17 protein-coding genes and 1 pseudogene are annotated in these 14,043 nt (G+C 31.5%); 9 read left to right on the forward strand and 9 right to left on the reverse strand.

What is annotated here, in order from left to right; genetic code table 11:
• Nucleotides 1–13 precede the first annotated feature (13 nt).
• The 8 genes and pseudogenes from ACT53I_RS00910 to ACT53I_RS00945 form a co-directional block, all read left to right on the forward strand.
• A pseudogene (locus ACT53I_RS00910) lies at nt 14–196 on the forward strand (trigger factor); the annotation flags it as partial.
• A 168-nt stretch (nt 197–364) separates the two neighbouring features.
• On the forward strand, nt 365–2,122 hold the full coding sequence (locus tag ACT53I_RS00915; protein WP_476078024.1) for a tetratricopeptide repeat-containing sensor histidine kinase: 1,758 nt from the start codon (nt 365–367) through the stop codon (nt 2,120–2,122).
• A complete protein-coding gene (locus ACT53I_RS00920; protein WP_476079359.1) occupies nt 2,122–2,772 on the forward strand; it encodes a response regulator in 651 nt (216 codons plus the stop codon). Before ACT53I_RS00915 ends, ACT53I_RS00920 begins: the two co-directional genes overlap by 1 nt.
• A gap of 72 nt (nt 2,773–2,844) precedes the next feature.
• A complete protein-coding gene (locus tag ACT53I_RS00925) occupies nt 2,845–3,549 on the forward strand; it encodes a hypothetical protein (protein ID WP_476078025.1) in 705 nt (234 codons plus the stop codon).
• Between the two features lie 11 nt (nt 3,550–3,560).
• Nucleotides 3,561–4,094, forward strand: a complete 534-nt coding sequence (locus ACT53I_RS00930; protein WP_476078026.1) for a hypothetical protein — start codon at nt 3,561–3,563, stop codon at nt 4,092–4,094.
• Between the two features lie 12 nt (nt 4,095–4,106).
• Nucleotides 4,107–5,003, forward strand: a complete 897-nt coding sequence (locus ACT53I_RS00935; protein ID WP_476078027.1) for a hypothetical protein — start codon at nt 4,107–4,109, stop codon at nt 5,001–5,003.
• A 32-nt stretch (nt 5,004–5,035) separates the two neighbouring features.
• Nucleotides 5,036–6,253: a hypothetical protein gene (locus tag ACT53I_RS00940; RefSeq protein ID WP_476078028.1), complete on the forward strand. Its 1,218-nt coding sequence runs from the start codon at nt 5,036–5,038 to the stop codon at nt 6,251–6,253.
• A gap of 235 nt (nt 6,254–6,488) precedes the next feature.
• Complete coding sequence (locus ACT53I_RS00945) at nt 6,489–7,283, forward strand: hypothetical protein (RefSeq protein ID WP_476078029.1); 795 nt, start codon at nt 6,489–6,491, stop codon at nt 7,281–7,283.
• Here the strand turns inward: ACT53I_RS00945 and ACT53I_RS00950 are convergent.
• Together ACT53I_RS00950 and ACT53I_RS00955 are read right to left on the reverse strand one after the other, a co-directional pair.
• Entirely contained in the window at nt 7,273–7,854 is a 582-nt protein-coding gene (locus ACT53I_RS00950; RefSeq protein WP_374450266.1) for a DUF3109 family protein, read from the reverse strand. The two genes, ACT53I_RS00945 and ACT53I_RS00950, sit on opposite strands and share 11 nt — an antisense overlap.
• A gap of 2 nt (nt 7,855–7,856) precedes the next feature.
• Nucleotides 7,857–8,771: a DUF6427 family protein gene (locus ACT53I_RS00955; protein ID WP_476078030.1), complete on the reverse strand. Its 915-nt coding sequence runs from the start codon at nt 8,769–8,771 to the stop codon at nt 7,857–7,859.
• Between the two features lie 42 nt (nt 8,772–8,813).
• On the opposite strand from ACT53I_RS00955, the gene ACT53I_RS00960 reads away from it, so the two are divergent.
• Nucleotides 8,814–9,047, forward strand: a complete 234-nt coding sequence (locus tag ACT53I_RS00960; RefSeq protein WP_274779907.1) for a DUF6341 family protein — start codon at nt 8,814–8,816, stop codon at nt 9,045–9,047.
• Between the two features lie 70 nt (nt 9,048–9,117).
• On the opposite strand, the gene ACT53I_RS00965 is transcribed toward ACT53I_RS00960, so the two are convergent.
• From ACT53I_RS00965 to ACT53I_RS00995, 7 genes are all read right to left on the reverse strand, one after another.
• Nucleotides 9,118–9,555, reverse strand: a complete 438-nt coding sequence (locus ACT53I_RS00965) for a universal stress protein (RefSeq protein WP_476078031.1) — start codon at nt 9,553–9,555, stop codon at nt 9,118–9,120.
• 66 nt (nt 9,556–9,621) lie between these two features.
• Nucleotides 9,622–10,230: a fumarylacetoacetate hydrolase family protein gene (locus ACT53I_RS00970; protein WP_476078032.1), complete on the reverse strand. Its 609-nt coding sequence runs from the start codon at nt 10,228–10,230 to the stop codon at nt 9,622–9,624.
• A gap of 45 nt (nt 10,231–10,275) precedes the next feature.
• Nucleotides 10,276–10,668: a hypothetical protein gene (locus ACT53I_RS00975; RefSeq protein ID WP_476078033.1), complete on the reverse strand. Its 393-nt coding sequence runs from the start codon at nt 10,666–10,668 to the stop codon at nt 10,276–10,278.
• Between the two features lie 15 nt (nt 10,669–10,683).
• Nucleotides 10,684–11,448 (reverse strand): 3'-5' exonuclease, encoded by a 765-nt coding sequence (locus ACT53I_RS00980; protein WP_213190626.1) that lies wholly within the window; start codon nt 11,446–11,448, stop codon nt 10,684–10,686.
• Between the two features lie 37 nt (nt 11,449–11,485).
• Nucleotides 11,486–12,196, reverse strand: a complete 711-nt coding sequence (locus ACT53I_RS00985; protein WP_476078034.1) for a CDP-alcohol phosphatidyltransferase family protein — start codon at nt 12,194–12,196, stop codon at nt 11,486–11,488.
• Entirely contained in the window at nt 12,193–13,059 is an 867-nt protein-coding gene (locus tag ACT53I_RS00990) for a lysylphosphatidylglycerol synthase transmembrane domain-containing protein (RefSeq protein WP_476078035.1), read from the reverse strand. Before ACT53I_RS00990 ends, ACT53I_RS00985 begins: the two co-directional genes overlap by 4 nt.
• Nucleotides 13,040–13,993: a glycosyltransferase family 2 protein gene (locus tag ACT53I_RS00995; RefSeq protein WP_476078036.1), complete on the reverse strand. Its 954-nt coding sequence runs from the start codon at nt 13,991–13,993 to the stop codon at nt 13,040–13,042. Before ACT53I_RS00995 ends, ACT53I_RS00990 begins: the two co-directional genes overlap by 20 nt.
• Nucleotides 13,994–14,043: the final 50 nt, after the last annotated feature.

Genomic DNA, 14,043 nt, shown 5'->3' on the forward strand with positions numbered 1-14,043 from the left:
AAAGATTAATAATCACAATCTTCCACAAGAAGAAGTGCAGAAATATGCGGTAGAAATGCTAAAACAAGAAGAGCAAGTAAGACAAATTTCTCAAGAAGTTGCAATGGGTAAACTAAAAGATGTTATCCTAGAAAAAGCAAGCAAAAAAGAAACTAAAATTACACACGAAGAATTTTTAGCAGAATTACAAAAATAATTTTCTAGAAATTTCTTAGAAATATAAATCCGTCTCGAATTTCGAGACGGATTTTTTCTGTCAGAATATACGAACTTTTTCGTATTTATCGGTAGAAGTTTAAACTCCAAATTTGTAAAAATCATTATTCATAAATTTTTATAAATTTAGACTTAGAAAAGTCTCTGCATGAAATCAATTTTATCTTTTGTATTCATTTTTACACTGAGTTTGACTTTTGGGCAAAAATCAAACCATAAAAAAATAGATTCTATTAATAATCTTCCGTTTGAAGTAAGGTTAAAAGATGCCGCTATTTTAGACAAAGTTTATCTGAAAAATGCAGAGGAATCTGCCAAAATCCATTACGACTTAGGTGAAGCTAAATCTTACAGCAATCTCAGTTTGGTCTATTATTATCAAGGAAAATATGAGAAAGATTTGGCGTATTCTCTGAAAGCGATTCATATTTTCGAGAAATTAAACGACTTAGAGAATCTTTCTTTAGAATGGGGAGAATTGGGGTATAGAATGAAGAAAAGAAATCTAGAGAAAGCGATTCAGTACATGCAGAAATCTAAACAAATTGCAGAAAAGAATAACCTTCAGAAACCCTTATTGAGCATTTATAACAATTATGGCGTGCTCAAAGAAATGAAAGTAGAATATGACAGCGCACTTTTCTACTACGAAAAAGGTCTCGCCTTGAAACAAAAAATTAATGACCAAGTCGGCATTCCGTATAGTTTGAATAATATTGCAGGGGTTTTTGTGCTCAGAAAACAATTTGACAAAGCGGAGGAAAACTATCAAAAAGCCCTTGAAATCAGAAAAAAAATAAATGATACGGTAGGAATTGCAGAAAATTACTCTTACCTAGGAGATTTGCATTTGATGCAAAAAGACTTCAAAAAAGCGATTGGTTTTTATCAAAAATCAACAGAAATTACAGATAAACACAAGTATTTAGGACTTTCGCAAGATTCTTATCGCAAGATTTCAGAATGTTATGAAAATTTAGGTGAACATCAAAAGGCTTTGCAGAATTTCAAGAAATTTTCGGCACTCAAAGACAGCCTCATCAATCAGGAAACCAATTCTAAAATTGCCGAATTAGAGGTGAAATTTGATACCAATGAAAAAGAAAAACAACTGCTTCAGAAACAAGCCGAAGTAGAAACTTCTAGAATCAAATTTTCGGTGGCGATTGTATTTGCGATTTTAGCGTCTATTATTGGTTTTCTTTTTTATCGTCAACAAAGATTGAAAAACAAGCAACAGCATCAGGAATTTGAATTGAAATCTGCAATGGCGCAAATCGAAAGTCAAAATAAATTGCAAGAACAACGCCTCTCTATTTCACGAGATTTGCATGATAATATTGGCGCACAATTAACCTTCATTATTTCGTCTTTAGAAAATACAAAATTTGGAATTCCAAATTTAGAAACTGCGGTAGAAAAGCGTTTAGACAAAATCAGTGATTTTACCAGAAATACCATTTTAGAACTTCGAGACACGATTTGGGCAATGAATAAAGCAGATTTTACGATGGAAGATTTGAGTTCTAGAATTTTCAATTTTATAGAACATGCACAATCTGCCAACCATAATATTCAGTTTAACTTTAGTATTGATGAAAAGCTCAAAAATAAGAAATTTTCGTCTGTAGTAGGTGTAAATTTATACAGAATGATTCAAGAATCTGTGAATAATGCGATGAAATATGCTAATGCCAGTCATATCGTCATCAATGCAGAAAAATTTCAGGAAGGTTTAAAAATTGAAATCAAGGACGATGGAAAAGGTTTTGACACCGAAAATGTAGATGTAGGGAACGGATTGCTCAATATGAAAAAACGAATGGAGGAAATCGGTGGGAACTTTGTAATTCATTCAGAAATAGGGAAAGGAACTAGTATAAATGTAGAATTAGAAAAACTGTAATCATGATAAAAGTAGCGATAGTAGACGATAATCTTTTTTTGCAAAAAACGGTTCAAGAGAAACTGTCTTTTTTTGAAGATATAGAAATCAAATCAAAATCTCTGAACGGAAAAGAATTGCTCCAAAAATTAGAAAAAAATTCTAACTTAGATTTGATTTTGATGGATATAGAAATGCCAGAAATGAACGGAGTAGAAGCTACTTCCGAAGTGAAAAAGCGCTATCCTCACATCAAAATTTTAATGCTTACGGTTTTTGATAATGATGAAAAAATTTTTAAATCCATTAAAGCTGGAGCTGATGGTTATTTACTGAAAGAAATTAATCCTCAAGAATTATACAATTCCATCAAGGAAACGCTTTCTGGTGGTGCTGCAATGACGCCATCTATTGCACTGAAAACACTGAAATTGCTCAGAGAACCACAAGTTTTCGAAACGGAAGAAGAAAAAGAAAAAATTACCCTTACCGCAAGAGAAATTCAGGTTTTGGAACAATTGAGCAAAGGATTAAAATATGATGCTATTGCAGAAAATCTTATCCTTTCTAAAGGAACTATTAGAAAACATGTTGAAAATATTTACGCTAAATTACAGGTTCATAATAAGTTAGAAGCAGTGCAGATTGCGAAAAAAAATAATTTAATTTAAAAGATACGATTTTATTCGTATTTACTGACGTGTTTCTTAAACATAATTTTACCACTATTAAAACATTAAATTATGAGAAGAAACATTTTATTGACCGCAGTTTTTACGATTCTGTTATCAGGATTTTCTACTTTTTCTTTTGCTCAAGGCAAAACTTCATTTAAATTTAATTTCGGGACTTCATTTTCTAAACCAGAAGATGAATTGGGTACAGTAGCTCGAAAAGGCAAATCTATGCAACCTACAGTAAGTGTAGAATTGGGCAGATTAATCAATTATGGTTCGTCTGATTACGGAATGAGAGCAGCAGCAGTAGGTGGATTAGATTACGCTAATTTTTTATCAAATGACGCTACTACTGTTCTCAAAACCAATATTACCAGCATTAAAGGTAGGGTTTATCCCATTTCTTATAAAGGTTCAATGGAAGATGCGATGGATAAAGCAAAATCTACGAATAGTTTTGTAGGAGATATGGTTTGGGGCTTGTTGATTTACTCTTTTGTAAACAGTTTTCATGTGGATTATGGAGTAGGTTTTGGGAAAATTACAGAAAGTTCTAATATAGATGATCCTAATTTTCCAGAGGAAACGGTGAAGAGAAACATGACCTATTTTGGATGGGGATTTCAGCCACAAATTTACACTTCAGATAGTGGAAAATGGAATGCCAATGCATTTTTTGATTTTGGAAAATTTAAATGGGAAAATGCTAATGGAAATACTTCTTCTATCAAAGCCAGTTCGCTTGGTTTCGGATTTCAATATAATTTTTAAAACGATTGAGCATGAAAAAACGTCTGTTTTCTTTGATTCTTGGATTGGTTTTTACGCTAAATTTTGCCCAAGAAAAAACATTGAATGATATTTTAGCAGGACCTTGGAAAGGTTTTTCGAGTGAACAAATTCCAAACATGGGAGAAGTGAATACTGGCGTTTACATGAAATTAGTTTTTAATGAAAAAATCGATGGCAGCAAAACCGAATATCCTTTTTATGGAACCAATCAGGTGGAATTTATTTATACGAATAATTTTGGAACCAAAACATATTTCGCAACAGTAAATGTGAGTGGAGTTTTTAATGTAAAAGACAAAACACTCTATGTGAATGATGACAGTTTTGCTTCTTATGATGCTTTACCAGACGGAATGAATTGGGAGTTGGGGAAATTTAAAGTCACGGTTTATAGAGACCAAGATCATACAGGATTTTTCTTGCTAAAAGGAGTGACCTTAGACAATCAAGGTTATGCAAAATCTGGTAGTAAAGTGTATTACACCACAGATATGAATTATAATCCTTGGAAACAAAAATATTAAAACACTTATACAATGAAAAAATCTCTATTCATCACGCTATTTCTCATTTGCATTACCCTTTTTTCTCAAGAAAAATACAAGGCGTCAGATTATTCACTTCCAAATAATGTAAAAACCTATAACACCTTTGTTTACAGATATGATATAGATTTAGGAAAATATTTTGTAGTAGAAAAACACATCAGAATTTTTGAAAAAGGATTACTTACCTATGATTATGTTTTAGAGAACTATTTAGATAGAGTTTCTCAATTAAAAAAATTTGAATATAATGCTAAAAATCAATTGGTTTCAATAAAGGAAGCCGAAGATTTTAATGATGCGCTCTATCCTTATCAAGAATTTTATTATGAAAACGGAAGATTAATCAAAGCAGAAGAAATTTCGGGTAATAAAAGAGTTTTTACAGATTATTCTTATGACAATTCTGGGAAAATCACAAAAACCAAAACTTATCAAGATGATAAAGTGGTTCTGAAAGAAGCAGAATATAAATATACTTCACCATCAGATTATACTATTTATACCAAAGGCTTTCGAGATGGAAAAGTGGTTTCTGAAATGAGAGAAAAATACCAAAAAAATCTTTTAGTAGAGAAATTCATCAATAACAGTTTAGGAGAAAATACTTATGAGTTTAAATATGACGAAAAAAACAATAGGATTCTTCTAGTTGATGGCAGTGATAATTTTGATACGAGTTATTTTTATGGCAAAACTGGAGCTATTCTTAAATCTAAAAAAACAGAATACGATGATTTTGTTTTTGATCTTGTCAATTATTTTGAATTTTCGGAAATTACCTACGAAGATGGTACGAAAGAAGGAAGCAGAACTTTTGATAAAGACTATGCTAAATCATTTAATATGAGTGTTTTATCTTATGATTTTGTAGATGATTTAAAGTAATTGTTTTATATTTGGAATAAACACATACCATGATGAAAAAAATAATTCAACTTTTAGTGCTATTGTTCGTGCAATTTTCTTTTGCCCAAAAAGATAATGTGATAAAATTTCTCTCCGAAAACTGGGGCGTCAATAAAGATGTAGCAAAAATAGAAGAAGTGAAGTATTCTCAAGGCTTTACTTCTGGGAAATTTGAACCAAGAGAAACCAAAATTTATACCTTCAAAAACGGAAAAGTAATTTCTATAGAAACACAATATTCTAAAGATAAAGTCATCGAAACTTTCGAATACAATGCGAAAGGAAAGCCTGTAAAATTTTCATATATTTCTACAGGAACAGACAAAGCCAGTGAAAACATTTCTACATTTAGCTATGACAAAAACGGAAAACTTACAGAAATTAAACCTTCTAATCCTAGATTTCATTGGCAATATAAATATCAATATAAATCTGATGGAACACCTTCTGTAATTGAGATTTTTGATAATGGGAAGCTTTCTAACAAAAACATCATTACTTCTTATCAAGACGAAAAAAATTACACTTATACCTACGAAAATTATTCTACAACTGATGGTAAAAAGGTTTTTGAACTAAAAGAAAGTTTAGTAAACGGACAAAGACCTATGAGAAAGGAAGCATGGTTAGAAGGAAAAGATCCAAACGGAAATGTTTTTAAAATTAGAGAAAACAACGCGGTTTTCGGGAAATATTATTTTTTTAGAAAATTGACTTATACTAACGGAGAAACCACTGGAAGTACAGAATATAATCCCTATTTCACAGAAGGGATTAATGGAGATATTTCTCAACTTCCAGAAAATAAAAACCCTAAATCGAGTTACAAAATTAGATTAGGAGAAGACGGAAAATTTAAAATGGAGAATCAAGCAAATCAGCCTATTCCAGATTTAAGTAAAGGTTTTATCAGTCCCAACAAAACAGATTTCATTTATTTTGACCCTAATAATGGAGAAGTTGCATTGGTGGAAGATATGAAACCTAGTGAAGATTTCGTGACGATGAAGCCTTATAATGTGCCTTCTAAAAGATATATTGTCATCAATAATGATTACCAATTCATCATTTTTGATAACGGAAAACAAATCGATACTACTAGTATGAAATTGGCTCAAGATATGGGAAATTTAGTCATTCAAGAAAATGGTGTGCCGAAATATTTTGTTCCGAATTTGGACAAACTTACTTTCTTGAAGTTTTATCCGCTTTATATTTTGGCGCTTTAGAAGTTTATTAAAAGTTTTTTTTTCGACATCAGTTTCGTAGGCGTTAAGAAATTGAAAATGAAATTCGTTAAGAAATTCCTGCTGTTTGAGAAAGCGTTGGCAAATGTTTTGGATCGAGTTTCAGGGATTTTAGAATTTTAGTTTCAATTTTAGCCGAAGAAAGTGAAGTCTTGATTTTTGGTTCTTTTCATCAAGGAAAAGAACATTTTAAATAAAAAAATAAAATTATATATACATGAAACAAATAACATTTTTCACCATCATTATTTCCATTTTCGGATTTTCTCAAGAAAAACTTACGACTCAAGATTTTGGCTTGCATAAAAACACAGAAACTGTGATTTCTAAACAATATTGGGAAGATGACCAATCGAATATAGTTTTTACAGAAGAATTGAAATTCTATAACACGTTTTTAGAAGAGCAAAAAACCAAAGATGGAGATTATGTTACCGTGAAAAAATATTACTACAATATTGATAATTTATTGGTAAAAATAGAAACAGAGCATGTTCATTCTGGCGAGAAGGAAAAAGAGGTTTTTCACTATAAAAATCTTCAGTTGCAGAATTCTGAACTTTGGATGCATGGTAAAATGTTTTCTAAAACTCAATATTTCTTTGACAAGAATAATAGATTGACAAAAGAAATAGAAAAAGATGCTAAAAATAAAGTGAGCAGAATAGTAGAATACAAAAACTACAAAAATGAAGATTCTTTCACCAAATTGATAAAGGATTTTCAAAATGGAAAAGTGGTAGAAACCACCGAAGAAATCTATGAAAATAAATTATTGGTAGAAGCCAATTATGAAATGTACAACCTGAAAACCAATGTTAAAAATACGTATAATAAAGAAGGTTGGATTGTAAAAGAAGTCATCAGCAATAGTGAAGTGGTAGAAAATACCTTTACTTATGAAGTAGATGAGAAGGGAAATCCTATAAAAGTTACCAAAACCAATTCCCAGAACCAAGGAAATTATGTTTTGGTAATCAATAATACATATTCTACTTTTCCTACGAATTAAATTCGCGTTCCCATTCTTCTGCAGCTTCGCAAAGGGTTTTGTAAAAATCTTCGCCATACTTTCTAATCAGTGGCGTTTTCAGAAATTTATAAACAGGAACTTGCAATTCTTTACCTAAGGTACAAGCGTCGCTACATACGTCCCATTCATGATAATTGATGGCTGAAAAATTTCTGTATTCCGTTACTCTAATCGGATAAAGATGACAAGAAATAGGTTTTTGCCAATCTACAACACCATCTTCGTAAGCTTTTTCGATTCCACATTTGGTGATGCCTTTTTCATCAAAAATTACATAAGCGCATTCTCCACCATTTACGAGTGGCGTTACCAAATCTCCATCAATATCGGTAACATGTGTTCCTTGCTCTTCGATGGCAGCAATTCCTTCTGGTCTAAGATAACTTTTGATTTTTGGATAAATTCTTTCCAAAATTTCAGTCTCATTTTTGTCAAGCGGAGCTCCCGCATCACCTTCTACACAGCAGATTCCCTTGCATTTGCTGAGGTTACATACAAATTCTTCAGAAAAAATATCTTCAGAAATTAATTTATCATCTATTTGAATCATATCTATATCAATTCACCTATGTTTACATAAGTGCTAAGTTTAAAAAGTAATAAAGTGAGAATAATTATCCATAACCCGAATTCTTTCATCCAATATTTTTTCAAAAATCTCAAGGCTCTAGAAAGGATAATCACATTCGGTAAAACCAATAAAAGTAAATATTCATAGTTTTTGCCCATGTAAAGAAATACAGTCACCAATTGTGCCAAGAAAAATAAAAGCATAAACGTATACTTAAATTTACTTGAAGGACTTTTTTTATTAAAATTGGCAAAATGGTCCATTACAGCATACAACACATATAAAGCAACTGGCGAAAGAAAGTATAATGGATAGTAATCTTGCATGAAAGAATCTTCTACATAAGGAATGTAACTTTCGTCAAAATTATGATAACCAATAAGATACATCACGCCAAAATAAGTTCCAAAAACCAATGCATTCCCAAAAAATAATCTGAAAATATTCAGCGAAATATGATCCGAAGTAGAAATAAGGTGAATCAATACGAAAATAAACATAGGCCATGTTGTAGGCAAAAACAAGAAATTCACCGCCAAAATTGCTCCAATAATCAGGTATGAATTTTTCCTTACTTCATCTTGATTGCTGGTCAATAAAACCATTACAAAAGAATTGGTAAAGAGTGACATCGCAATTCCTATATCTAAACTTCCCGGATATAATGCAAACACAAAAAAGGTATACAAAAAAAGAGGAAGATGAGTATTGTAATTAAGGCCAATAGCGTTAAAAAGAAAATATCCTAAAGCAAATCCGCAAAACGTAATAATGCTAGAAAAAACGCCTAATGTTTTGAAATCCAATATATTAAATGATATGATCAAAAGAAATAAAAAAAATATATAGACAGGAATCGAAAAAATATTGCTTTCTTTTGATAGTAATCTGAACATTTTTATTAATTTTGTGCAAAGTTAATTTAAAATAAGAAAAAAATGACGTCTTTTTGGTTATTCTTAAGTGATTTGTTCAAATGGTCTTTCGGATTCTATGATTTCGCAGGAAACGTATTGAACTGGATTCTATTTATTGTAGCTAGTACTTTATTTTGCTATTGGTGTTATGTTTTAGTAACCACATTAGGGAATAATAAAGATAAAGAATATTATTCACCTACAGAAGGTAAATTCCCATACTACAATCCAGAATTACACACTAAAGAAGATTAATCAGATTTCTTAACAATATAAAATCCCGAAATTCTAAAATTTCGGGATTTTTTTATTCTATTTGTTAAAATTAATTGTGACAAGGAACAACTAAAACAGGAATAGGAGATTTTTTCGTGATATCTTTGGTAAGACTTCCTACGAAAACATCGTAAATGCCGCTTCTTCCATGACTTCCCATGACGATGTAGTTGGCTTTTTTGTCTTTAGCATAATCTAAAATAATTTCAGCAGCGATGCCTTGTTTAAGCAAATGTTCACAAGCTACACCTTTTGCTTTTATTCTTTTTTCAATTTCATTCAACTCGGCGAGTTCTTCAGAAATTTCAGATTTTTCAATCTCTGGGAAATATTGAAATCCCATATCTCCTATGGCAAAACCTATATCTGCAGGAGCTACGTGTATTAAATAAATTTTTCCGGCTATTTCTTTTGCAAAATCTACAGCGCCTTCTACAAGAGTATCTGTAGTGTCAGAAAAATCGATAGGTAAAATAATATTTTTCATGGCGTGTGTTTATAACAGTACTAATCTACAATTTTTTAGCGGGAAATAAAAGCTTTTCGGCATGATTTATTGTATGCGCAGACTATAAACCTTTTCGCCTTCTAAAAACATTTCTAGTTCATCCTTCTCTGATACCTTTCCTACACCTTTTGGCGTCCCTGTGAAAATTAAATCTCCCACTCTTAGAGTGAAATATTGAGAAACAAAAGCAATAATATCATCTGGCGAAAACATCATCAGATTGGTATTGCCATCTTGCACGATTTCTTTATTTTTTTGAAGTTGAAAATTCAAATTTTTTAAATCAAAATTCTCTTTTGGGAAAAAATCAGAAACTACAGCGCTTCCGTCAAAACCTTTCGCCAGTTCCCAAGGAAGACCTTTTCCTTTGAGTTGAGACTGTAAATCTCTAGCGGTAAAATCTATTCCGAGTGCAATTTCGTCATAATGTTTAGATGCATTTTCTTTTTGGATGTATTTTCCTCCTTTAGAAATTTTGAGCACCACTTCTAATTCATAATGCACGTCATCAGAAAATTCTGGAATGTAAAAATCACTGCCTTTTTTCAATACAGCAGTGTCTGGTTTCATGAAAATAACTGGATTTTCTGGAATTTCGTTTCCTAATTCTTTCGCGTGTTCTGCGTAATTTCTTCCTATGCAAATGATTTTCATTTTGTTAGATTTTTATTTGTGAAAGTTCTAAATCACTAATGAAATTTATTTTTTTAAAATTCTACTATCAGCAAGTATTTTTTTGAAAAAATTATAAATAATTTTTAATAAAAAATAAATCGGAACTACAATTATAGAAACAAGAAAAATATTTAAAAAAATATAATCATATTGAATTCTGCACTGAAATATCTTTGATTCTCGCTGATAATCTGTTGTGATTGCACTGAATGGATAACCAAATTTGTATCTCTCCCAAACTTTTATATCTTCAATATTTCCTCCAATTTTGAAGCATATTCCTCCGAATTTATCATTGTTTCTATCAATTTTACCTTCAGTTGTAAATAACATATCCTGATAACAGTTATCACAATAAGTATATTTAGGATAAAAAATAATAAACAAGAAATAAATTATCAGAAATATTTTTTTCATCTTCAAATTTCAATTTTAAAACTTACTTCTCAACTGAATTTTTGTCAAAACTTTCTTGGTATAAAGCGGGAAATCAGCATTCTGAATCCAACCGAAATATCCTACATCTTTCGTGAAAACATCTTTCACTTTTTGACCTTTGTATTTTCCAAAAGTGAAAATTTCTTCATCTTTATCATCAAAAGCGATAAATCCTGCCAAATCTGCAAATTTATTATGGAAAGAAAACTCACTCAGAGCAGCAATATCATTCGGTAAATCTGCATATTTTTCGATTTGAGCATCCAGAACTTCGAAGGTTGCCAAAGTATCTGCTTCCGCAGAATGGGCATTTTCTAGAGATTTTCCGCAATAAAATTGATAAGCTGCGCTTAAATTTCTAGGTTCCATTTTGTGGAAAATGGTTTGAGCATCAATTGGTCTGTGTTTAGATAAATCAAAATCATAACCAGCTCTCAACAATTCCTCTGCTAAAAGTGGAATATCAAATCTATTCGAATTAAAACCTCCTAAATCAGAATCCTTAATCATGTCAATGATTTTCGGAGCCAATTCTTTAAAAGTAGGAGAATCTTTTACGTCTTCATCAGAAATTCCGTGAACTGCGGTCGCTTCTGCAGGAATAGGCATTTCTGGATTTACATACCAAGTTTTACTTTCTCTAGAAGCATCTGGAAAAACTTTCAGAATGCAGATTTCTACAATTCTGTCTTTAGAAATATTGATTCCGGTAGTTTCTAAATCAAAGATACAGAGCGGTTTATGGAGTTTTAGATTCATAAAATTTATTTTGGTAGGGACAAGTCGCGACTTGTCCTTACATTTGTTTTTGAAAAATTAGGGAAACGATTATATAAAAAACGATAACCATCGGGATTCCTGCCAATCCTAAAATAGAAATCAGTAGAATTCCGCCCAAAAGTAAGATGAGTTTTGGGTAATTATCTTTCAGTTTCATCGATTTAAATTTAAGCGCAATCATTTTGATGGGACTGATAAGTAACCAACAGCTAGCTGCGATGAGACCTATTAAAAATACAGGATTTTCAAACGTTCGCCAGAACATTCCTGTTTCTTGAAAAGCATAATACATTCCGAAAAGTAAAACCGTATTACTCGGTGTGTTGAGTCCTTTAAAATAATAGCTTTGCTCTTCATCTAAATTAAAAATAGCCAATCTGAGACATGAAAATAAAGCCACGAAAAGCCCTAAATATTTTAGCTGAAATGGCAGTTCAAAATCCATAAACTGATTGCCGAAACCTTCCAGTGCTTTAAACATGGTTACACCAGGCAAAAGTCCGAAACTTACCATGTCTGCAAGAGAATCTAATTGTGCGCCGAGATTAGAATTGGCTTTGAGCGCTCTTGCAACAAATCCGTCTAAAAAGTCTAAAACCAAAGAAATAATGATGCAAATTGCGGCAACTTTATAATTTCCATCTACTAAATTGATAACACCGATGCTTCCCGAAAATAAATTCCCGAGAGTGAAAGCATTGGCTAAATTATTTTTTATAAAATTCATGGCGTTTCAGTAAGTTTCAAATTTAACTTTCTTATTTGAAATATCACTCCAAAAAGTGAAAAAAATGCTGTAATCATTGTAAAAAGTAAAGACGCAGAAACCGAAATCTCTGGCTGAAAACTGAACCACTTAGACGCTTGTAGAAAAAGCATTTCTCTCACCCCAATTCCTGCAAAAGAAATTAAACTGAGTACCGAACTTGCCAAAAATACTACTGCGTAAATGGTGAAATTGTCAGTTACATCTAAACTTTTTAATAAAAATATAAAACTGATGACTTGTAAAATTTGGACTAAAAATGAGTAGGAAAAAGCTTTAAAAAAAACTTTGGTATAGCTAGAAAAAAGCTTATTAGTCAAAAAATAAGTGAAGAAAAATCCTACCACTAAAAGCACAAATAAGATGGGGAAGAATTTGGCTTCCAGTAAATTGAACGAAAATACTAAAATCAATACGCAAATCGCCAAAAGTCCGCTTAATCGGTCATTAAAAAGTGATGAGGTGATTTTTTTGGCACTCCAACCGAAATTTTTATGCAAAAGATAGACTTTGTAAGCGTCTCCACCAATTCCACCAGGAATGAAAAAATTATAGAACATTCCCAAAAAATAGAGTTCTAAATTGCTTCTGAAACTCAAATGGAAATCATTGGCTTTGAAATAGAGTTCAAGTCTTTTGGTAGAAATAATTTGAGATGCCAAAAAGAGAATAGCTGCGATCACGAGATGAAAAACATTCGTTTTTGTCCATAAAACGGTTACTTCCCGAAAAGGAATTTTCTGAAAAACGAAATACAACAAAGCAATGCTAATGAAAATTTTAGCAAAGTTGATGAGTAGTTTTTTAAGATTGACTTTCTCCAAATGTTGTGATATTTCTGATGTTAAAAGGTCTTTTTTCTTGAGATTCGTAGTAAGTTTTCATCAGCATATCTACAATAATTCCTGTGGTAAAAAACTGAATGCCAATGAAAATAAGTAAAACACCTAGGATTAGTAATGGTCTTCCGCCAATGTCATTTCCTAAAATTTTGAGCGCCAATAAATAAATATTAACCAAAACTCCCAATGTAAAAGTGATTAAACCGATATTTCCGAAAAGATAAATCGGTTTAGAAAGGTATTTTTTATTAAATAAAACCAAAAGCAAGTCATTAATCACCTTGAAAGTTCTGTTCATTCCGTATTTGGAAACGCCATGTTGTCTTGGGTGATGCTTTACGGGAATTTCTGTAATTTTAGCACCATTTAAATGCGCCATTAAACTAATAAATCTATGGTTTTCGCCGTATAGATTCAGTTCTTTTGCAGTTTCATTGGTGAAAACTTTCAGCGCACAACCTTGGTCAGAAATATTGAGTTTTGTAGATTTTTTGATGATGAAATTCGCAATTTTTGAAGGAATGGTTCTGATGGAAGAATCTTTTCTTTTTTGACGTTTCCCTACCACCAAATCGAAATTTCCGTTTTCTAATAGCTCTACCATTGCTGGGATATCTGAAGGATCATTTTGCAAATCACCATCAAGTGTAATTACATAATCACCAGTTGCATAATCGAAACCAGCCATCATCGCAGAACTTTGTCCGTAATTTTTTTTGAGTTCAATCAACACTACATTTGGATGTTTTTTTTCTTTGATTTCTTGTATGGTTTTATCCGTAGAATTGTCGTCTATTAAGATGAGTTCGTAGTGATATCCATTCATAGCATCAGAAATTCTGTCGATTAAAATTCCTGCATTTCCTTCTTCGTTATACATAGGAATAACGAGAGAGTAGAATTTATTTTTATCCATTGTAGCGCTTGATTTGTTACCTTTGCAAAGCAAATTTTTGCAAAAATACT

The organism is Cloacibacterium sp. DMC96 (genome assembly GCF_056313765.1).